We start from the raw sequence: 20,691 nt of genomic DNA on the forward strand, positions 1-20,691 counted from the left end.
CCGGAAACGTCAGGAGACGACCAGCCCGTCGTCTCCAAGCCGCACGAACTCGTTCTCCGTGAAGGTCATGACATGCTTGATCCGCGTGTACTCCTCGACCGCGTACGCGGACAAGTCCTTGCCGTATCCCGACTGCTTGTAGCCACCCTGGGGCATCTCCGGGACGAGCGGCAGGTGGCAGTTCACCCAGACGCAACCAGCCTGCATCTCCCGGCTGAAGTGCGCGGCACGACGCAGGTCGTTGGTCCAGATCGAGGCGGCCAGCCCGTACTCGGTCCCGTTCGCCAGCGCCAGCGCCTCGTCGTCGGTCGAGTACCGCTGCAGCGTGACCACCGGCCCGAAGACCTCGTTCTGCACGATCTCGTCGTCTTGACGGACGTCCGCGACGAGCGTGGGTGGGAAGAAGTAGCCGGCACGGTCGAGCCGCTTTCCTCCGACCAGCACTCGGGCGTGATCCGGGAGCCGGGAAAGGAACCCCTCGACTATGCGCAACTGGCCCAGGCTGTTGAGGGGCCCGTAGAAGACGCCCTCCTCGAACGGACCGCCCACGCGCATCCGGTTCGCCTCCGTAACCAGTGCCTCGACGAACTCGTCGTAGCGGTCCTGGTGGACGATGAGCCTGGTCGCGGCCGTACAGTCCTGCCCGGCATTGAAGAAGCAGGCCAGCGCCAGAGCACCTGCGACGGCCTCGACGTCCGCGTCGGCCGCGATGACTGCCGGCGCCTTGCCGCCGAGCTCCAGGTGCAGCCTGGTCAGCCGCGCCCCCGCGGCCTCGGCGACTTGGCGGCCGGCGCGCACCGAGCCGGTCAGAGACACCATCCCGGGCACCGGACTGTCGACGAGCGCTTGGCCGGTTTCGCGGTCCCCGGTGATCACGTTGAGAACCCCCGGCCCCAGGATTTCCGAAGCGATCTCTGCGAGCAGTACGGCGCTCGATGGTGTCGTCTCCGACGGCTTGAAGACGGTGGTGTTGCCCGCGGCGAGCGCCGGTCCGATCTTCCACGCGGCCATGACCAGCGGGAAGTTCCACGGAGCGATCTGTCCGACGACCCCGATGGGCTCACGCCGGATCACCGAGGTATGTCCCCTCATGTACTCCCCCGATGCCCGACCCTCCAGGCTGCGGGCCGCGCCGGCGAAGAAGCGCAGATCCTCGACCGCGGTGTCGATCTCGAACTCCTTGAGCGTGCTTCTGGGCTTGCCCGTGTCCGCGCTCTCGGCTTCCACGAAATCGTCAGAACGCGCATCGATGGCCTCCGCCAGCTGCGCGAGCAGGTGCGAGCGCTCCCCCGGCGTCGTCCGGTTCCACTCCTTCGCCGCTTCAGCGCTCGAGGCATACGCCAGGGCGACATCCTCTGTCCGCGACAAGGCCGCACGGCCCGATACCTGCTCTGTGGCCGGGTCCACGAGGTCAAGCCAAAGCCCGCCCGCAGCCGGACGGGACTTCCCGTCGATGAAGTTCTCGATCTGCCTTGGCATGGGATCCCCTTACTGATGGCTCTTCAGTACCGCTCTTCTTCGTCACCGTACCGTACGTACGGTATGGTGACGAGGTCGAGAATCCGGCAGCGACGGGGAGAGTTCATGCCGCAGAACGGTCGCGGTTACGGTTTGACGAGCCCCGACTGGTAGGCCATGACAACCAGCTGCGCGCGGTCGCGAGCCTGCAACTTCGTCATCGCACGCTGGATGTGGGTACGTGCGGTCAGCGGACTGACGAACATTCGTTCAGCGATCTCGACGTTGGACAGCCCTTCGGCGGCGAACGCCATAGACTCCCGCTCGCGCGCCGTCAGCTCAGCCAGTGCCTCCGGAGAGCCGAGCCGGTCGTCGGGATCAGGCGCGGCGAGGAATCGGCCGATCAACATCCGGGTCGCTTGCGGCGAGAGCAGGGTTTCTCCAGAGGCCACGGTGTGGATGCCGTCCAGCATCACGTCGGCACCGACGTCCTTACCGAGGAACCCGCTGGCCCCGGCGCGCAGAGCCCGCGCGACGTATTCGTCGATCTCGAAGGTGGTGAGGATCAGAACGCGGGTGTCCACCAGCTCCGGATCCGCGCAGATCTCGGCGGTGGCGGTCAGGCCGTCGGTTCCGGGCATCCGGATGTCCATCACCACGACGTCGGGACGGTGGGCCCGGGTCGAGGCGACCGCCTCGGTACCGTCGGCGGCCTCGCCGACCACTTCCATGTCGGGACAGGAGTCGACAAGGATCCGGAACGTCGCCCGCAGCAGAGCCTGATCATCGGCGAGCAGGACACGGATCTTCGGGGGCGGCTCGGGGGTCACGGAAGCGTTCCTTCTTCAGAAGCGACGGGATACAGCGGGAGTTCGGCTACCACTTCGAACCCACCAGTAGGCCTCGGTCCGGTACGGAGGGTCCCTCCGACGGACTGAACGCGTTCTCGCATGCCGATGAGTCCGAAGCCGGTGTTGGACGACCGGTGGATGGCGGATGCGCCGCCACCGTCGTCGGTGACCGTGATACGCAGACGATCACGCGTGTAGACGAGTCGAACCTCTGCGTTCCCAGCGCTGGCATGCTTGGCGACGTTGGTCAGCGACTCTTGCACGACGCGATAGCAGGTGAGGTCCACCCCGGGCGAGAGCCGCTGCGCATGGCCCTCGACGGAGACGGCGACCGCGAGGCCGGCCGCTGTGAACGCCTCGACCAGCTCCGGCACCCGATCGAGGCCCGGCGCGGGTTCCAGGGGCGCCTCGGTGTCATCGGGGAGGCGGAGCAGGCCGACCGTGGCCTTCAGCTCACGCAACGCTGAGGAGGTGGTCCCGGCGAGTTCGTTGACCATCTTCTCGGCCTCGTCCGGATGCGAATGCAGAAGGTGCGCGACGCCGCTGGCCTGCGCGTTGGCCAAGGCCAGGTGGTGGGCGACGACGTCGTGCAGCTCGCGTGCGATACGCACACGCTCGTCGGCGACCCGGCGCCGGGCCTCGTCCTCCCGGGTCTGCTCCGCGTATTCGGCACGGGCCTGCATCGCTTCCAGATAGGCCGTCCGCAATCTGGCCACGTAACCGAGGCCGGCCGGGATCAGCAACCAGGCGATCGGGCCGATCGTCTCCAGCACCACCTGGCGGCCCGGCGGCGCCGCGATCACCGCAGTGACCACCACTGCCGCGACCGCGACGGCGGTGTAGAGGCGAGCGGTACGCCGGTCGGCACGGTCGGCGATGGTGTAGAGCGTCACCATGAGCGGGGCCAGAAGCAGGATGTTGAGCAAGTAGCCCAGGGCGGCGAGGATGACGGCGCAGACGCCGGTCACGATCACGGCCTCACGCGGGTGGGTTCGGCGCCACAACAATGCCGCACCGGAGATGGCAGCGCACAGCGAGACCGGCCACCAACCGGCAGGCCGGACGGCGAATCTGCTCGCCGGGCCGGCCGCGACGAACACCAGCACCGCCAACACCCGGTCGACGGCGCGCGGATGGTCGCGGAGATAGCGCTGCCAGCTTGCGGTCATCGGTCTTCCCATCAGGAGCTATGACCATCGTGACCGATGGTCCGGTGAATCGGCCGGAGGTGCCGCGTGTGTCTGTCGCACACGGCACCTCCGGCGTACCACTGTCAGACTGGCTGTCGCTGCCAGTCGACGTCGCGATCATCCTGGTGCGAGGTGTCGGCCTCATCAGCGTCCCGCTCGGTGGCGGGCACCCGCTCCAGCGCCTTGCCTTCCACATCCACCTTCGGCAGCAACCGGTCCAGCCAGCGCGGCATCCACCAGGCCCGCTCCCCCAGCAGCGCGAGGGCCGCGGGCACGATCGCCATCCGGACGACGAACGCGTCGAACAGGACCGCGATCGCCATACCGAACCCGATCATCTTGATCATAGGATCGTCGGCGCCGATGAACCCGGAGAACACCGCCGTCATGATCAGCGCGGCGGCCGCCACCACACGAGCGCTGTGCCGGAAGCCCGAGACGATCGCCTGATCGAAGCGTTCGCCGTGAACGTGGGCCTCGCGCACACGTGTCACGAGGAAGACCTCGTAGTCCATCGCGAGCCCGAACACGATGCCCACCATGAAGATCGGCATCAGGAACATGATCGGGCCGGCCTGGTGCACGCCGAGCAGACTCGCCAGGTGGCCCTGCTGGAAGACCGTGACAACCGCGCCGAGCGCCGCCAGCACCGACAGCAGGAACCCAAGCGCCGCCTTGAGTGGAACCAGCAACGACCGGAACACGATCATCAGCAGCACGAAGGCCAAGCCGACCACGACCACGAGGTACGGGATCAACGCAGCCTGGACTTTTGCAGCACTGTCGACGTTCACGGCGGTCGAGCCGGTGAGCGCGAAGGTCGAGCCGGTGGTGGACTGGAGCGCAGGGCGTTCTGCGCGGATGGTCTTGATGAGGTCGACGGTCTTCTGGTCGTCTGGTGCCGTGGACGGGACGGCGGAGAAGATCGCAGCGTCGCCGGCGGCGTCGAAGCGAGGAGCCGAGACGGACACGACGCCCGGAGTGGCAGTGATCCGCTGCACGGTCTCGGCCACGGCAGCCTTCGGGTCCTTGGCGTTCTTGGCGTCGACGACGACAGTCAGCGGGCCGTTGAAGCCGGGGCCGAACCCCTTGGCGAGGTCGTCGTAGGCACGGCGTTCGCTGGTCGCGGTCGACTTGGACTCGTCCCCGGCGGTACCCAGGTGCATCTTCGTCACGGGAGCGGCGATGACGCCCAGGCCCACAACCGCGAGCAGCAGAACAGGGAGCGGACGGCGCAGCACGAACCTGGCCCACCGCGTTCCGCCGTTGGGCTTGGCGATTCCGCCGTTCCGGAGACGCTTGCGGGCCTTGCGAGTCTCACGGCGCTCCGAGCGGGCGAGCACGGCACGCGGCCACATCCCGAGGAGGGCCGGAACGAGCGTCAATGCGACGAGCACGGCCACCACCACGGCGCCGGCGGCGCTGAGCCCCATCTTGGTCAGACCGGGGATGCCGACCACGGTGAGCCCGGCCAGCCCGATGACGACGGTGAGCCCGGCGAACACGACGGCCGACCCCGCAGTACCGACCGCCAGCCCGGCGGCTTCCTGTGGCGCATGCCCCCGCGCACGCTCCTCGCGGTAGCGGGAGACGATGAACACCGCGTAGTCGATGCCGACCGCGAGTCCCAGCATCGTGGCCAGGGTGCCGGTCGACGAAGACAGCCCGAACACGCTGCCCAGTGCCAGGATTCCAGCGGTGCCGACGCCGACGCTGACGATCGCTGTCAGCAAGGGCAGCCCGGCCGCGGCCAGTGAGCCGAACGTGATCAGCAGTACAAGCGCGGCCACGAGAATGCCGAGTCCCTCGGTCGCGCCGCCGGCCGCCGGCTGCTTGGCCAGCGCGTCACCGCCGACCTCGACCGTCAGGCCCGCGGCCTGGCCGTGCTGGAGCGCAGTCCGCAACGACGCCTTGGCAGCGTCCGTCAGGTCGGCTGCCTTCGCGGTGTAGTTGACAGTCGCATAGGCCGTCGACCCGTCCTGGCTGACAGCATGCGCCTGAAAAGGATTGACCGCGCTGGCGACCTGCGGACCAGCGGCTGCCTCCGTCACCGTGGCGTCGATGGCCGCCTCGGCCCCGGCCGCGGTGATCTTCTGCCCGCTCGGCGCGACGAAGACGATCCGCGCGGTCGCACCCTCGGCGTTCCCGCCGGGGAACCGCTCCTGGATCAGGTCGAACGCCTTCTGTGACTCGGTACCGGGCATCGAGAAGCCGCTGTCGGCGGCTTTGGGCGCGAGGGCGGCTCCGGCTCCTACGCCGACCAGCACGAGTACCCACACGAAGACGGCGGCCCAGCGCCGTCGGAAGGCCAGACGGCCTAGTCGAGCAAGGAATGTAGCCATTACAGGGTCTCCGCATCTGATTTCGGTTACCCCACCAGCGTGTCCGGCGACGGCTCTCGCGTCGTCGTGCCGATGCCGACACTTCGCACTACTGAAATCGCAGTAGGAACGGCCTGTCATGCGTGCCGATGCCGTACAGGCGCTGGCTGCGTACAGCGTTCACTGGTAGTAGGCAGACGCGAATTCCCGCAGCTCACGGGCCACATCAGGCCCGGTCGGCGTGTAGACGACCTCGCTGTAGCCCGCGTCGGACAGACGCGACAGCTGCCTGGCGATCCGGGCTCGGTCACCGACCATGGTCTTGCGGTCCACGTGCTCCAGCAGCCGGCGGTCCCGCATCGGGAGGTGGGTGACGTGGCCTTCGAACGTCAGCAGGTGCCGCCGGTCGTGCGGGGCGAGCGCTTCCAGTTCCGCGCGCCAAGCCTGACCGCCGGCCAGGCCGTCGACCGCCTCGGCGCCGCCTTTGGCGTAGGCGTTGTGCCAGTCGACGACCCGCCACGGTCCGATCGCCTCAGCGACGCGGTCGGAGGCCGGATCTTCACCCGGTCCGAGCACGGTACCGGACATGATCATGGCTGCCGGGAGCGTGGGGTGCGCAGGCCCGATGACCCCGTCGGCGACCTCGCCGACCAGCGCCGCGCCCTTCGGGCCGAACACGCTGACCCACAGCGGGACCTCGATCGGCCGGGACGCGGCCAGGCCGTCCGCGTGCATCATCCTGGTCGGAGCGCCGTCCACCACAGCGATGCCCCCGGCCAGCAACCGCCGCACAGCCGTGACATATTCAGCGAGTGCCGCCAACGTCATGGGGCGCTGCCCAACAGCCAGGCGCGCGGTGAATCCGGTGCCGAAGCAGGCCCGGAACCGTCCGCCGGACAGCCGGGCGATGGTGGCAATCCCGGACACCATGGTCATCACAGAACGCTGGTCGGGGATGAGGACAGCGGTCGCCAAACCTATGCGCGACGTGCACTGCGCGGCGAGCGCCAGGTGGACGAACGGGTCCTCCCACAACGGCGCCGAGTCGTAGATCCAGACCCTCGCATAGCCGAGTTCCTCGGCCAGGACGGTCAGATCGGCGAAATCCGGGCCGGGCGGGAGGCCGCAGGACAGTTCGAGCTCAGGCACAGGGCGCTTCAGCTCACCGAGATGGCGCGCTCAGGGCACTGCGCGACGGCGTTGCGGACGTCCTCCTCGTGTTCTGCCGCGACCTCGGGCTCCACCGCCGACGCGTAGCCGTCATCGGTCAGCGTGAAGAGTTCGGGGAACAGCGAACAGCAGACAGCATGACCCCGGCAGCGGTCCTCGTCGACGACGACCTTCATCAGCCTTCCTCCTCGGCGAGCGTGAACTCGAGGTGCAGTTCGCTCAGGCCGCGCAGGATGTAGGTCGGGAGGTAGCTGTAGCGGCGAGCGCCTTCGGGACCGTGCGCGCTCTCGGAGATCCTGATGTCGGCCGTCCGGTCGAGGAGTCGTTCGATGCTGGCCCGGGCCTCGGTCCGCGCCAGCGGCGCACCCGGGCACGTGTGGACGCCGCGGCCGAACGCGATGTGCTGCCTGACGTTCGAGCGCTCGATGTCGAACACCGCGGGATCGTCGAAGCGGCGCGGATCCCGGTTGGCGGCGCCGTTCATCACCATCAGCATGGTGCCGGCCGGCAGGTCGACTCCGCCGACGGTGGTCGGTACCCGGGTCAGACGGAAGTCGCCCTTGATCGGGCTCTCGATCCGAAGCGACTCCTCGACGAGGTTCGGGATGCGGTGACGTTCCTTGCGCAGGAGTTCCTGGAGGTCGGGGCGTTCAGCGATCACCTTCAGCGCGGTGCTGAGGAGCCTGACGGTCGTCTCCTGGCCCGCGGAGAACAGGTTGGCCGCGATCCGGACGACGTCGATGACTTCGGGGACCGAACCGTCGGGGAACCTCGCGGCGGCCAGGGCCGAAAGCACGTCGTCGCGGGGTTCGCGGCGGCGGTCCTCGATGTACGCGGTGAACCTCGCGTAGAGGAACTCCATCGGGGAGTGCGCCATCGCCTCACCCATGGCACCGACGCTCGCCTCGGAGCGCGGCCGGTGCCGGAGGCCCTCGATGAACCCCTGCTGATCCTCTTCGGGCACGCCGAGCAGGTCAGCGATAACGAGGAGCGCGAATGGGCTGGCGAAGCCGTTGATGAACTCGCCCTGTCCGCCGGTGAGGAATTCGTCCAGGAGACGGTCGGCGAGGCGCCAGATCGCCTCCTCGTTCTCCTTGAGCCGCTTCGGCGTGATGAGCCGCATCAGCAACGCGCGGTGGTCCGTGTGGGTCGGCGGGTCGAACGTCGGGAGCTGGTCGCTCATCGGCAGCTCGTCGCGGTGCTGCTCGATCAGGGCGGAGACGTCGTCTCCTTCCAGCGGGACCGGGAAGCCCGGGAAGGGACCGGTCACCGAGATGCACGACGAGAACCGCTCAGAGTCCTGCAGGACCTGCGTCGCCTCCTCGTAGCCGGTCACCAGCATCACGCCGTGGTGTGGCTCCCGGGAGACAGGGCACTGCCCGCGCATCGCCTCGTAGTACGGATACGGATCCGCGACGAGATCGTCGTCCAGGAAGAAATTCAGTGTCTTGATATCGTTCACGGTCTTCCAAACGTCCTTTGCGCTCAGCTCTGGTCGGATCGGGTCAGGAAAACAGACAGGGTCACCAGCCGGTCGGGACCCCGGGTGCAGCTATCGCGGGGCACGTGTGCGCGGCGCGATGGTAATCGCCGTCCCAGCCTTCGATGTCGACTCCGAGGAGGTGCAGTCTCCGTTCGCGAAGCTTCCACCCCTCCGGCGTCCGCACGGCAACGTCGTGGTAGTGGCCCCAGACCTGCGGAGTCGCCCCGGCCGTCGTGCGATGCCAGGCGTACACCGATGTCCGCACGGTCGCTTGGTCGTCAGTGTCGAACACGACCAGGACGTTGGCGTTGTGATGGCTGGTGGCGAGGTAGCCCGGGCGCTCATCGTTCTTGGCGAGCATCGCCCGGAAGGCGCTTCGACCACGGACGACGGGGGCGAAGCCGGCACCGTAGTCGATGACACAGTCGTCTGTGAAGAGCGCCGAAAGCTCGTCGGAGAGCTGGTGGTCGACGCAGTACGAATACCGATGGACGAGGTCGACGAGCGCGTCCTTGTCAAGCAGCCGTCGCAGCGCCGGGTGATCCTCGCTGAGGCTCTCGCCCACGGCGCTCATACGACGGCCGGCGTCTCGAGCCCGAAGAGCCGGGCGGTGGTGCCACCGAGGATCGCCGCGCGGTCGTCGGCGTCGACACCCTGGAACTGGTTGGCGATGGCCTCTCGGGTACGTCTGAAGGTCCCCTCCGGGTGGGGATAATCAACGCCCCACACGAGGGTGGACAGACCGGTGATGTGTCGGCAGGCGACGGCCACGGGATCCTCTTGGAACGAGACGTGGATCTGGCGCTTGATGTACTCGCTCGGCTTCAGGGGATACGGCCACCGTTCGTTCAGCCGGAACACCTGCGCCATCCCCGGCTGGTCGTTGTCCGCGCGGGCGTCGTCCCAGGTGCCGACCCAGAAGTCGCGGTCCTGGCCGACCCCCAGCGTCCAGGCCTTGTCCAGCGCGGCCATGAGCGAGACGAGCCAGTTGGCGTTGAACTCGACCAGCACGAAGTGCAGGTCCGGGAACCGCTCGGTGACGCCGCCGCCCACGAGCGAGGCGATGATCTGCTGGGGAGCCAGCGATTGATACGTCGCGGCGAAGACCATTCGATTGACGATGGCTTCGTCGTCCAGCTCCCGGCTCTGCGTCTTGACGGTTTCGATGAGACCTCGGAGCGTGGGAGACGCCTTCTTGTCCACCTTCACACCGCCGGTCGCGACATGGAAAACCACGACCATTCCGTTGGCCCGGGCCGCTTCCCATACCCGGTCGAGCTCCCGGTTGTGGTACGGCACCGGGGAAACAGCAGGCAGAAGTATCGCCCGCAACCCCAGTCCCGCGGCACGCTCGATCTCCGCCACCGCATCGTCGACATGGGTCATTGGAATCGGCGCGGTGGGGGCGATCCTGGCGCGGTAGGCGCCGAAGGTCTCGGCGACGTAGTCGTTGTACACGCGGGCGTGCGCGATCGACAGCTCATGGTCGTCCGAGTACAGCCCGAAGAAGGACAGGTTCGGGTGCATCACCTGAGCCCAGACACCCTCGGCGTCCAGGTCCTCGATGATCCGGTCGGGATGACCCGTGTTCGGCGAGCCGTCGAAGTGCGGGTAGGCGGAGTTCGTCCAGCCTTCGAATCCCGGGGTGTGGAGCTTGCGGAAGTGCGTCCGCCCATCGTCTCCGAGGGGCTCGATCGTCAAGTCCTCCTCCCACACCGCGCGATCTCTGAGCTGCTTCGGCAGGCGGGTGCGGAAGAGATCGGAAGGCTCGACGATGTGCCCGTCCACAGAGACGAGGAGTTCTTCAGTCATGGCTTAGCTCCCTGCTTTCGGCTCTGCCGGAGGGGTCAGGTGTTGCGGCCACCGCTGACGGCGATGACCTGGCCGGTGATGTAGCCCGCTTCGTCGCTGACGAGGAACGCGGCGGTGGCGGCGATGTCCTCGGGACGGCCCGGGCGACGCACCGGCGTCTGTGAGGCGTGGTGGTCGACGCTGTCGCCGAGCAGCCCGCGTTCTTCGCTGCGCCGCAGCATCGGGGTGTCGATGAAGCCGGGCGGGATGGTGTTCACGGTGATGCCCTCCGGCCCGAGTTCCAACGCGAGGGCCTTGGTCAAGCCGATGACGCCGGCCTTGGAGGCCACGTAGTGGGTCATGAACGGCTGGCCACCGAGAGCGGACGAGGAGGAGATGTTCACGATCCGGCCCCAGCGCGCCTCGATCATGTCCGGCACAGCGACCTGGCAGCAGTGGAACGTGCCGGTCAGGTTGATCCTCAGCAGTTGTTCCCACGCCTCGACGCTGATGTTGAGGAACCGCCGGTATCCCTCTTTGCCGGCGGAGTTCACCAGGATCGCCACCGGGCCGAGCTGTCGCCGCACCTCGTCGAAGCCGCGTTCAACGGCAGCCCGGTCGCCGACGTCGAGTTCGATGCCGGCAGCCGTGCCGCCTTCAGCCGTGATCTTCTCGGCGGCGGCCCGCGCGGCCTCACCGTTCAGGTCGGTGACAGCCACACGGACCCCGTCGCGAGCCAGGCGTTGGGCGACCGCGAGGCCGATACCCGACGCTCCCCCGGTCACCACGGCGACTCTCGCGTTCACCTAGTTCTGCTCCTTGTACGCGGAGACGTACTCGCCGGCGGTCTTGTGCAGGTGCCGGATGAGGATCTCTTGGTCGTTGAGAGGGAAGTGCGTGACCGCCCGGGATTCGAGCATGGTCTGCGTGGCCTCGAGCGTGTTGCAGTCCTGGAGGCCGAACTCCTTGAACGTCACCGTGGCCAGCTCCTGCCGGAGACGGTCGCTCGCGGTCTTGGGCGGCACGAAGTAGCAGGTGCCCTCGAAGATGTGGGTGTTGTACGACGTCGGCCAGTAGTGGTACGTGAGGTACCAGCCCGGCGCCCAGACCACCATCATGAAGTTCGGGAAGAAGACATAAGAGTCCAGGCCCCACGCCGGGTGGCCGGAAGGGTTGAGACCGGCCGGGAGGGGATCCAGGCCCTCGATGTCGGGACGATCCCACGGGCCGAAGTTACCGCTGCGCAGGACACGCTCGATCGGCTTGACCATGCGCAGGTCCTTCGGCGGCGACATCCCGCCCCACGCGGACTGCATCGAATGGGGCCCGTCGATCCCGTAGTGCAGCGATTCGTAGCCGTAGCTGGAGAGCTTGGTGGACTCGTCGCTCACGTACTGCTTCGCGTGCAGGACCGGTGCGTGGTAGAACTCGGCGAAGGCGTCGAGGTAGAGCTTCCAGTTGCTCCCGATGTCGGCCCGGTACTTGAAGACCTGCGTCATCTGGTCGAAGGGATAGCCTTCGAGGCCCTGCGCGAACTGCCCGAGGTATTCGTTCAGCGGCGCGGCCGTGTCGTCGAAGTTGATGAAGACGAACCCCTGCCACACCTCGCAGCGCACCGGCACGAGCCCGAACTCCGACCTGTCGAGGTCGAAGAACTCCGATTCCTGCTGGACGAACGTGCAGGCGCCGTCCAGGCCGTAGCGCCAGCCGTGGTACTTGCAGGTGAACTGCCGTGCCGTACCGCGAGTCTCCTCGTGCGGCAGGTCGTTCCACACAAGCTTGTTGCCGCGGTGACGACAGACGTTGTGAAACGCGCGGATCCGGTCCCCGGCGTCGCGAACGACGATCACCGATGCCCCGACCGCGTGGATCTCCTTGGTGAAGTAGCTGCCCCGCTTCGGGATCTGCTCGACGCGACCGACGTTCAGCCAGGTACGTTCGAAGACCGCCTTGCGTTCCGTTTCGTAGTACTCGGGTGAGATCGAGTCCTCGAACGAGACGGGACTGGTGCCGAGCGACGGGAAGTGCTCGGTCCAGCTGCCCTCGGGGGGCTTGGGGAAGTGCGCCATCGATCTGCCTCCGAGCGACTGAGACCGAATGTACTGCCGCCTGTAACCATACGAGGCCGTCTGGTTAAGGTCAATGAAGTCGTCCCACCAGCACTGACGTTGATGCGTGGCAGACGGAAACGTACAGTTGCCGCATGGAAGCCACGACTGGGGCCGCACGCACCCGGGCTGGACGACCGACTCCGGAGGAGGCGGCCCGGCTGACCGAGAGGCTGCGGCGGGCCGCCGTCGACACGTTCCTGGAATATGGCTACGACCGCACCACCATGGAGGCGGTCGCGCAGGCCGCGGGAATCACCAAGAGCACCCTGTACTCCCGCTACCCCGACAAGCACACGCTGTTCGTCGCCGTGAGCTCGTGGGCGCTGACCCGCCAGGAGCGCGACGATCGGGTCGCGGAACCCCTGCCGGACGACCTGGCCGACGCGCTGACCGTGATCGCGCGGGCGATCCTGGCCCGGTCCGTGGACCCCGACATCGTCCGGCTGAGCCGGATGGCGATCGCCGAGGCACCGCGCTTCCCCGACTTCGCCGTGAGTTCCCAGGCTGTGACCTGGTCACCGAAGATCCGGATGATCATTGACCTGCTCCGCCGGCACGAGTGCGACGGCACCGTGGCCGTCGACGACGTCGAGCTCGCAGCCGAGCAGTTCTTCGCCATGGTCGGCGCGTTGCCCGCATGGCTCGCGGCGTACGGCATCTACCGCACGCCCGAAGCCGAGGAAGCGCACCTGCGACATGCCGTCGAGCTGTTCTTGAACGGCGTGGTGGTCCGGACCAGCGGGAGACCGGATACTCCGCCGGCCGCCGAAGACAGCCGCGACTCAGCCGCCCTACGCAAAGCGGACGCCGCATTGGCGCACCGCGCCGAAGAGTTCCGCCGCCGGGAAGAAACCCTACGCGAAATCCTCGCGGACTACTTCGACGCGCAGGAGCACGGCGACGAGGTCGAGACCCGAGCAGCAGCCGACGCGGCCGGCTCTGAGCATCGAGCACGATCTGCCGTGCGGCGGCTGCTCGAACACGGTGAGAGCCCCAAGGCGATCAACGGAACGATCGGGATCAGCCTGGCACAGATCCACGAGATAAAGCACGAAGCCGTCGGCGGCGGCCGCGCACCGGCTCAGTAGGCCGCCTGCGCGGCCAGAGCCAAGCCCGTAAGGCCGCTACACATATCAAGCGTAGATTTCACCAGCTCGTCGACGGCACCCCGGTCGTCTTTCAGGCGGTCCTTGAGCCAATACACTTCGTCCGTGTCGCCGCGCGCCCTGTGCGCCTCGGCAAGCTCCTCAAAGTGCCGCCTACGCTCCTCTACCAGCTTGCGTTTCTCATTCATCGTCCGCGCGACGTCGAATATCGCAAAGCCGCCGCCAATGAGCGGGAATTGCGTAAATATCTTGGGAAGTATGATAGGTGCGTACTGCCCCACAGCGGTTGCGATAGCGTCATAAGCGCCTTGAATGACGCCGCCCCGGACAACAACGGAACTCGTCGCACCCTCAGGCTCTCCAGAGCGATCAGTTGCCTCTAAGAAGGTTATCAGATAGGCGTTTCTCGACTCGATATACCGAGCAATCGCCTGAAAAGTTGCCGCAACCTGGACACCGGCAACTACCGCATAAGCCGCCATGACGTTGAGAGCGTCTTTCGCGTGACCCAGGTCGTCGTCGATCTCTTTGAACTTGGCGCTCGCTTCGCTCAATTCAATGTCCGTCGGGAGCGCTTCCAACGCCTTCGCGTCGCCTTCGGTCGCCGCACTTTCGAGAGCCTTAAGAGTCCGGCCAAGCAGCTCGAAGGTAGATTCCACGGTTTCCAGGGCGCTGCCGAGGCTAGGGAGCTCTCGTATTTTCCTTAAGGCTACGGCCATCAATTCCGTCAACGCGGAGTCCATACCGACCGAGACGACAGCCAGCAAGGGGGTGAACTGGACGGTATGCGGTAGCCAGCGATCGACTTCAGCCTCAACTTGCTCCGCCTTTTCGAGGAGCTCTCTCTCGTGGTCGCGTTTCGGCAACCGGTAATCCTGCAGCCGCTTTTGGGTCTCGGCCACCAAGATCGGACCGCCCTCCCGGTACGCGACGATCACTTGCGAGTACTCGGAGTAGGAACGATGAAGAAGACCCTCGGTGTCCCGTAGTGCCACACGGCACTCTTCGTCCGTCATCTGGCGGCCGGCCGCCTTTGACTGACCATCGGCCTGGCGCGCCGACCCCTTGATGTACTCAGCAGGGAAAAGTTCATCGGGCGAGCGGTCGGGCATGCGGAACTCCTCGCTCCGACCCGGCAAGGCCGGAAAACCGGTTCTCGCGGAAATATGCTCTTTCCTTCTCTTGGCATTCTAACGCGATCGGCGAAATAAGACCATATGTTCGATTCTAGGCAAGGGTCGAAGGCGGCTTACGCCAGCCAGTGCTCGATGCGAGGTCGATGGCGTCCGGGACGGTGGTCCCGCGGAAGCCGATGCGGTCAATCAACGGACGGAAGATGCCGGGTGCGCGGGCCACCAGGGTGTTCCTCCGAGGGCTGACGATGACGGCGGCTCGGCGCTCGATGCCTGTGACGATGTCCTTGACGACCTGGTCGCGCGGGATCATCTTCCACAAGCCCTTCTCGTTGCCTCCCCAGAGGGTCCTGCCGGCGGGATCGGCCACGACCTGATCCATCAACGGAGTGCGGAAGAAGGTCGGATGAGCACTTCCGACGCCGACGCCGAGATGGCGCACCTCAAGCCTGGTCGAGTCGCACAGGGCCCAGACACCGGCCTTGCTGGCGGTGTAGGGACCCTGGAGCGGGGAGTGGACGAAGGCCGCCATGGACGAGATCGCCAGAAGGTAGCCGCCACGCTGCTGCACGAACGGCAGCCCCGCGCGGAAGGTACGCCACACGCCGGTGAGGTTGATGTCGATGACGCGCTCAAAGGCGGCAGGGTCGAGCGTGGCGAGCGGCGCCATCGTGTCGATGCCGGCATTGGCCACGACGACGTCGAGGCGTCCGAAGTGCTCGGCGGCCTCGGCCATCGTGCTCTGAAGGCCGTCGAAGTCGCGGACATCGGCAGCCCAGCCCCGCGCTACGGTCTCGCCTCCCAACGCATCCGCCTGCCGACGCACGGCATCCTCGTCGATGTCGAGCAGCGCGAGGTTGGCGCCGCGGACGCGTAGCGCCTCGGCGATAGCGGTGCCGAGGCCTCCGGTGGAGCCGGTGATGGCGACCGTGCGTCCGGCGAGGTCATAGCGCGACATGGTTCTTCCTTCGATGGTCGGGACCTACCCCTCGAGCTGGCGGATGAGCGCCTGCATGCGGCGGTGCCTGTCGATGAGGGCGTCGCTGAGGATGTTGACGACGCCGCGAGAAGCGGACACCGGGGCCCAGCGACGGGGACAGATGATGCGGGCGCTGCGGCCCTCGATGCCCCGGACGACCGCTGCGGCGACGCGCTCGGGGGCGATCGGCGAGCGGTACGGACGGGGATAGGCCAGGCGGATCAGCTCCTGGGCCGCGGGGTGGTCCTCGTGGGAGGCCTTGATAATGGGCGTGTTCACCCAGCCGGGATACAGAACGCCCGCAGTGGTCCCGGTCCCCGCCAACTCTCCTCGAAGCGAGCGACCGAAGCTTTCGACGGCGGCCTTCGACATCGCATAGGGCGCGTTGGCTGTGCCGTTGAAGAAGGCGTAGACGGAGCTGGTCACCAGGATGTGGCCGTTGGCCTTGGTGACCTCGGGCAGGCATGAGCGAACCGTGCGCCAGACACCGAGGACATCGACTTCGATGATGCGCTCGAACTCCTTCTCAGAACTGCTGCGAACGGTGGTGGGGCTGGAGGCAGCGATACCCGCGTTGGCGAAGCACACGTCGAGCGAGCCGAAACGCGCCACGGCGGCGGCGACCGCGACGCCCACGGCGGCCCGGTCGGTCACGTCCGCGGCGACGGGAAGGCTCTGGGGCCCGAGCACGGCGGCAAGCTCGTCCAAGGGTTCCTGACGGAGATCGACGAGGACCACGTTGGCTCCCCTGGCGACAAGCGCGCGGGATGTCGCGGCGCCGATGCCGCTGCCGGCTCCGGTAACGAGCACCGTGCGACCGGTCAGCGCCAACGCGAGGTGACGCTTCATGAGGCTCTCCTCCTAGTGCCGATGCCTGGTCGGATCAGGCATCTCAGATATCGGTCGAGCAGCGACGGGGACGTGCCGAGCGAGAAAGGCGATCTGGTCCGCCACCGCCCGCTCGAAGTCCTCTCCGACATAGATTTCGAAGTGGCCCGCGGGGTACAAGCGGATCTCCCCCTGGGGTGCCTTGCGGGCGTGACGCTTCGAGGCACGCGCCGGCGCCACCGTGTCGGTCTCGCAGAGGGCGAACAGGATGGGGCACTGGACATCACCAGCGGCGCGGCCAGGCCTGTGCCGGACGATGCGCAAGGCCACGCGGGCCGCGACACGGTTACGGAACTTCAGCCCCGGCGGCACCAGACCGAGAAAGCCGTCCAACGCATCGGACGAGGACATGAGCGCGACCGACCCCGGCTTGCCCGCTGTGGGCAGCGTGATCGGGTCGCGGCGGCCGAAGGCCGCGGTCATCGCGTCAGCGAGCGCGACCGCGGTGACTCGCGGCGACGTCCACGGCGGGATCGCGAGGGACGATGCGATCCCGTCGGTGAAGGGGCACTGCGCGATCGCGGCCGCGATCTGCGGGTCGCGGGCAGAGGTGAGGATGACGTGCCCGCCGCCGAAGGAGGTTCCCCACAGCACGACTCGCTGCGGATCGACGCCGTCCAACGAGCGCGCGTACGCGACCGCCGACGCCCAGTCGACGAGCTGCCGGTCGACGTCCAGCAGTTGTCGCGGCTCCCCGCTGCTGGCGCCGAAGTGGCGATAGTCGAAGACCAGGCAGGCGTATCCCTCGCGCACGAACCTCTCGGCATAGGCGTCCAGGCGCATCTCCTTGACCGCGCCCAGGCCGTGGGCCATCACGATGACCGGCCTCGATGCGCCGCCGTCGGGCTCGTACAGCCAGGCACCACAGGTGCCGTCGCCGGACCGGAAGGCCACATCGGTTCTCGTCACGAGATCAAGTATATGGAATGCCTTCCAACATTGGAACTCATTCCAACTTTGGCGCCTACACTGGTCGCATGGCGGATCAGACGGTGACCAGGACCCAGCGGAGAGCGGCGGCAACCCGCAAGGCCGTGGTCGACGCGGCTCGCGAGATCATCGTGAGCGAGGGACCAGCCGCGTTGACGCTCGAGGCGGTGGCCGAACGTGCCGACGTGGCCGTGCAGACCATCTACAACAGGGTCGGGGGCCGGTCCGCGCTGCTCACCTCGGTGGCCGAGTTGGCCATGGAGGAGAACCGGGCCTACATGGACGCCGCCTACGAGGCCGAGGGCACCTCCGAGGAACGCCTGCTCCTCGCCGCGAACGCCTACGTCCGTTTCGCCCGTGAACGTCCTCACGAGTTCCGCATCCTGGTCGATCCGCCGAACGACCCGGAAACCCTCGACCGCATCGCCGCACTGATCGAGGAACAGAACGCCAAGCTGGCGGACGTACTGCGCGACGCCGTCGCCGAAGGAACGACGCGCACCGACCTCGAGCCGGAGCAGATCTCCACCGTATTGTGGGCGACGATGAACGGGCTTCTGGCCCTGGCCTGGCGCGCCGACCGGCTACAGACCGACGCCGACGGGCTGGACGGCCTTCTCGCGACCTACGTCGGGACGATCACTGACGGGCTCCGGCGCAGGGCAGAGCCCTAAGCCGGCGCAGGCGCCGGCAGCGAGCACAGGCCGCCGCCGACGATCGGGGCTACATGTGCGTTTTGCCAGCCTCAGTAGCCGTGGCCAGTGACTGTGCCATCAAGATCACGGCATCGTCAGGCCTTCCGTCTGTGATGAGTGCGTGCATCACAAGATCGCAAGTATCCTCCAGCTGCTCCCCTCGACGGCTCAAGGAGCGGATGAGGAGATCGACACCTTCGTCGAAGGAGCGCCCGTAGGTCTCCACCAGTCCGTCGGTGTAGAGCAAGAGGATGCCATTCTCCGGCACATCGAAGGTCTCACTTACGAACTCGTGTCCCCCGACTCCCAACGGCAGCCCTATTGGCAGTTGAACCACGCCGACGGTCCCGTCAGCGGTTGCCAACACCGGAAACGGGTGCCCGGCGCTGGATGCGATACAACGGCTGTCGACAGGGTCATAGATGGCGCATACGCAGGTGACAAACATGTCGCCACGGCCCCCGTCTATATCTGCGACGGCCCTGTCCAGTTGAGTGAGAACCTGCTGCGGCTCCAACCCAAGGTCCAGAAGAGCGCGCGCGACAGCGCGTATCTGGCCCATCATCGCCGAGGCCGCCATACCGCGCCCTGTCACGTCGCCAACGATAAGAGCGGCGCGTTCCTCGGCCAACGCGACTACATCGAACCAGTCTCCTCCCACTCCCCCGTTTGACTCGCTGGCTGGGACGTACCGGTGGGCAATGTTCAGTCCGGAGGGGACGCGCACCCAACTGGGAAGCAGACGCTGCTGGAGTTCCAGCGAGACGGCACGCATCAGATAGGAGTGATGGACGCTTTCCATGCAGCCCGCAGCCAGGGCCGCGATCTCCTCGGCCAGGATGACGTCTGGCTGACCGAACGGCTTGTCGCTACCCGAGCGAAAGAACTCGACGCCCCCGAACACTTTACCGCGTGAGACCAGAGGCACCATCAAGTAGGAGTGGACACCGGCCTCAAGAGCGCGCTGAACACGATCAGACGAGGTGAAGATGCTGCTTACGTCACCCTCGCTGAGATGGCTGATCAGGATCGATCGCCCGCTGCGCAGGCCTTGTGCGTAACTACTTGTCGAAACCGCCTCGGAAACCTCCCTCACGGAATTCGGCGTAGGCGCCAGACCCGGTACGGCTGCATCTGCGGATGCGACAAGCTTCGACCGCGCTGACACGCCAGTGAACAACGGGGACGGCTCGGCCCCTTGCAGCACCGATGTGAGTAGTTCGACCGTCGCGACGCCCGCAAGCTCGGGCACCGTCAATTCGACCAACTCGCGAGCCGCGCCCTCAAGGTCAAGCGACCCGCCGAAGCGCCTGCGCGCCTCAAAGACGAGCAGAAGCTGATCGCGTGTCAGTAGGTCGACCAAGTTGATACCGGCAAGCGCACCGGAGTATCCATGTCGCCCGCCGAGCCCGCCGGCCGCGGGCGAAGGGAGGTAAACGGCCCGGTTGCGAGCAAGGGCGAGGTGAGGGGTCGTGTCGGTGCCACGCTGCTGCGGTCGGGGCTGCCCCGACCGGATCATGGCACGGTGCAGCAGACGGTAGATGTGGTCAAGCGTGAGCGGATCCGGCGCGTCGAGGCTTCCATTCTGTAGCAGCTTGATGAGCTCGCCGGTGAACGTTGTATACCGCTCTCCTAGCGGGGCTAGAGCCATTGCGGTCGCCGTTGTGGAGGTAAGCGTGTAGGTCCCGGCAATATCGAGCTGCTCGTACACGGCCGCCTCAGGGTCGCTCATCGTGTCGATGGCCCGACCGGAGTAGCAGCAATCCAATACGACTACCCGGTTTTTGGCCGGACTGTCCGAGACGGCTTCCCGCAACCCCTCGAACGGGAGCGCCGTGTATCGCAGATAGTCGCGTTGAGTTCCCGACAGAGCGAGATGCAGGTTTCCGCGTTGATCCACCAGGCCGTGCCCCGCGTAGTAGATCAATAAGAGGTCTTCTGCTTCCTTGGCGATTTGAGTGATGCGAACGCCGAGGTCGTGAGAGCTATGCGGGTCGAGGATGATGTTCTGAGCTTGCGCGGTGAGCCAGCCGCAGCTGTCATCGCTGAGTGCTGAAGCCAGATCTGTGAGATTGTTGGCAACAGCGGGGAGATTTGTCAGTTCGGAATCGGTTGTGTGTGTGCTTGTGCCGATCAAGATTACCCGCGAGCGGGTTGAATCAGGAAGCCGCATTACCGTCCTCCGGTCCTGCGGCTTCGCCGTCAAGGAACCCCGCCAGGGCTCGGAGTAGCGCCTCGGGGTCCTTGGCCTGTCGTGCCTCAACCTTCAATGTGACGCCATCTGGGCGGCGAGTGACCGAAACCGTCAAGTCACTGTTACGTTGGCTCAGCCACGCCACAATCGCACTGGCGGCCACCGTGCCCATGCCTCCAGTACCGACTGCGACCGCGATAGTGTCGGCGATTCCGCCCATGGCGTCCGCAGGGAGGTCTGCGTACGCCATGTGAATGCGGCCACGAAGACGGTCCTCGCGCCTGAGCCAGTCGTAGAGCTGTCCGGTTGCGTCGATATCGTTCGCCGCCTGAAGCTCAATCTGCATCACGTCTGCGTCCACCAGAGCAAAGATATCTCAGAGCACTGGCAA

19 protein-coding genes are annotated in these 20,691 nt (G+C 66.6%); 2 read left to right on the forward strand and 17 right to left on the reverse strand.

From position 1 onward, the window contains the following. Positions 1–9: 9 nt before the first annotated feature. The 11 genes from GWK61_RS00980 to GWK61_RS01030 all read right to left on the reverse strand — a co-directional run bounded on the left by GWK61_RS00980 (position 10) and on the right by GWK61_RS01030 (position 12,333). Positions 10–1,479: an aminobutyraldehyde dehydrogenase gene (locus GWK61_RS00980; protein ID WP_194903857.1), complete on the reverse strand. Its 1,470-nt coding sequence runs from the start codon at positions 1,477–1,479 to the stop codon at positions 10–12. A gap of 125 nt (positions 1,480–1,604) precedes the next feature. After that, the gene (locus GWK61_RS00985; RefSeq protein ID WP_323747356.1) at positions 1,605–2,288 is read right to left on the reverse strand and encodes a response regulator transcription factor; all 684 of its coding nucleotides are present in this window, start codon (positions 2,286–2,288) and stop codon (positions 1,605–1,607) included. After that, positions 2,285–3,478 carry a sensor histidine kinase gene (locus GWK61_RS00990; RefSeq protein ID WP_194903859.1) on the reverse strand — a complete coding sequence of 398 codons (1,194 nt, stop codon included), beginning with the start codon at positions 3,476–3,478 and terminating at the stop codon, positions 2,285–2,287. The genes GWK61_RS00985 and GWK61_RS00990 overlap by 4 nt, the downstream gene beginning before the upstream one ends. Positions 3,479–3,582: 104 nt before the next feature. Next, complete coding sequence (locus GWK61_RS00995; RefSeq protein ID WP_194903862.1) at positions 3,583–5,841, reverse strand: MMPL family transporter; 2,259 nt, start codon at positions 5,839–5,841, stop codon at positions 3,583–3,585. Positions 5,842–6,000: 159 nt separating this feature from the next. Further along, complete coding sequence (locus tag GWK61_RS01000; protein ID WP_194903864.1) at positions 6,001–6,969, reverse strand: LLM class flavin-dependent oxidoreductase; 969 nt, start codon at positions 6,967–6,969, stop codon at positions 6,001–6,003. 8 nt (positions 6,970–6,977) lie between these two features. Continuing rightward, positions 6,978–7,166 carry a ferredoxin gene (locus tag GWK61_RS01005; RefSeq protein ID WP_194903866.1) on the reverse strand — a complete coding sequence of 63 codons (189 nt, stop codon included), beginning with the start codon at positions 7,164–7,166 and terminating at the stop codon, positions 6,978–6,980. Then, positions 7,166–8,452: a cytochrome P450 gene (locus tag GWK61_RS59200; RefSeq protein WP_194903869.1), complete on the reverse strand. Its 1,287-nt coding sequence runs from the start codon at positions 8,450–8,452 to the stop codon at positions 7,166–7,168. Before GWK61_RS59200 ends, GWK61_RS01005 begins: the two co-directional genes overlap by 1 nt. Positions 8,453–8,513: 61 nt before the next feature. Beyond that, the gene (locus tag GWK61_RS01015; protein WP_194903874.1) at positions 8,514–9,047 is read right to left on the reverse strand and encodes a nuclear transport factor 2 family protein; all 534 of its coding nucleotides are present in this window, start codon (positions 9,045–9,047) and stop codon (positions 8,514–8,516) included. Continuing rightward, positions 9,044–10,285 carry an amidohydrolase family protein gene (locus GWK61_RS01020; protein ID WP_194903876.1) on the reverse strand — a complete coding sequence of 414 codons (1,242 nt, stop codon included), beginning with the start codon at positions 10,283–10,285 and terminating at the stop codon, positions 9,044–9,046. The genes GWK61_RS01015 and GWK61_RS01020 overlap by 4 nt, the downstream gene beginning before the upstream one ends. A gap of 35 nt (positions 10,286–10,320) precedes the next feature. Then, positions 10,321–11,070: an SDR family NAD(P)-dependent oxidoreductase gene (locus GWK61_RS01025; RefSeq protein WP_194903878.1), complete on the reverse strand. Its 750-nt coding sequence runs from the start codon at positions 11,068–11,070 to the stop codon at positions 10,321–10,323. Next, positions 11,071–12,333 (reverse strand): aromatic ring-hydroxylating oxygenase subunit alpha, encoded by a 1,263-nt coding sequence (locus GWK61_RS01030; RefSeq protein ID WP_194903880.1) that lies wholly within the window; start codon positions 12,331–12,333, stop codon positions 11,071–11,073. Positions 12,334–12,467: 134 nt separating this feature from the next. Between GWK61_RS01030 and GWK61_RS55835 the strand changes: the two genes are divergently transcribed. Continuing rightward, positions 12,468–13,463 (forward strand): TetR/AcrR family transcriptional regulator, encoded by a 996-nt coding sequence (locus GWK61_RS55835; RefSeq protein ID WP_228561524.1) that lies wholly within the window; start codon positions 12,468–12,470, stop codon positions 13,461–13,463. Here the strand turns inward: GWK61_RS55835 and GWK61_RS01040 are convergent. The 4 genes from GWK61_RS01040 to GWK61_RS01055 form a co-directional block, all read right to left on the reverse strand. After that, complete coding sequence (locus GWK61_RS01040) at positions 13,457–14,593, reverse strand: hypothetical protein (protein ID WP_194903881.1); 1,137 nt, start codon at positions 14,591–14,593, stop codon at positions 13,457–13,459. The two genes, GWK61_RS55835 and GWK61_RS01040, sit on opposite strands and share 7 nt — an antisense overlap. A gap of 115 nt (positions 14,594–14,708) precedes the next feature. Further along, entirely contained in the window at positions 14,709–15,572 is an 864-nt protein-coding gene (locus GWK61_RS01045; protein WP_194903883.1) for an SDR family NAD(P)-dependent oxidoreductase, read from the reverse strand. A gap of 24 nt (positions 15,573–15,596) precedes the next feature. Then, positions 15,597–16,442: a short-chain dehydrogenase/reductase gene (locus GWK61_RS01050; protein ID WP_194903885.1), complete on the reverse strand. Its 846-nt coding sequence runs from the start codon at positions 16,440–16,442 to the stop codon at positions 15,597–15,599. A 12-nt stretch (positions 16,443–16,454) separates the two neighbouring features. Next, positions 16,455–17,390 carry an alpha/beta hydrolase gene (locus tag GWK61_RS01055; RefSeq protein WP_194903886.1) on the reverse strand — a complete coding sequence of 312 codons (936 nt, stop codon included), beginning with the start codon at positions 17,388–17,390 and terminating at the stop codon, positions 16,455–16,457. Between the two features lie 83 nt (positions 17,391–17,473). Between GWK61_RS01055 and GWK61_RS01060 the strand changes: the two genes are divergently transcribed. Beyond that, positions 17,474–18,085 (forward strand): TetR/AcrR family transcriptional regulator, encoded by a 612-nt coding sequence (locus GWK61_RS01060; RefSeq protein ID WP_194903991.1) that lies wholly within the window; start codon positions 17,474–17,476, stop codon positions 18,083–18,085. Positions 18,086–18,134: 49 nt separating this feature from the next. Here GWK61_RS01060 and GWK61_RS01065 read toward each other — a convergent pair whose 3' ends face one another. Continuing rightward, positions 18,135–20,279, reverse strand: a complete 2,145-nt coding sequence (locus tag GWK61_RS01065; RefSeq protein ID WP_194903889.1) for a PP2C family protein-serine/threonine phosphatase — start codon at positions 20,277–20,279, stop codon at positions 18,135–18,137. Further along, positions 20,266–20,661 carry an effector-associated constant component EACC1 gene (locus GWK61_RS01070; RefSeq protein WP_194903891.1) on the reverse strand — a complete coding sequence of 132 codons (396 nt, stop codon included), beginning with the start codon at positions 20,659–20,661 and terminating at the stop codon, positions 20,266–20,268. The genes GWK61_RS01065 and GWK61_RS01070 overlap by 14 nt, the downstream gene beginning before the upstream one ends. Positions 20,662–20,691 lie beyond the last annotated feature (30 nt).

This window comes from Catenulispora rubra, from assembly GCF_015356825.1.
Lineage (GTDB): Bacteria > Actinomycetota > Actinomycetes > Streptomycetales > Catenulisporaceae > Catenulispora > Catenulispora rubra.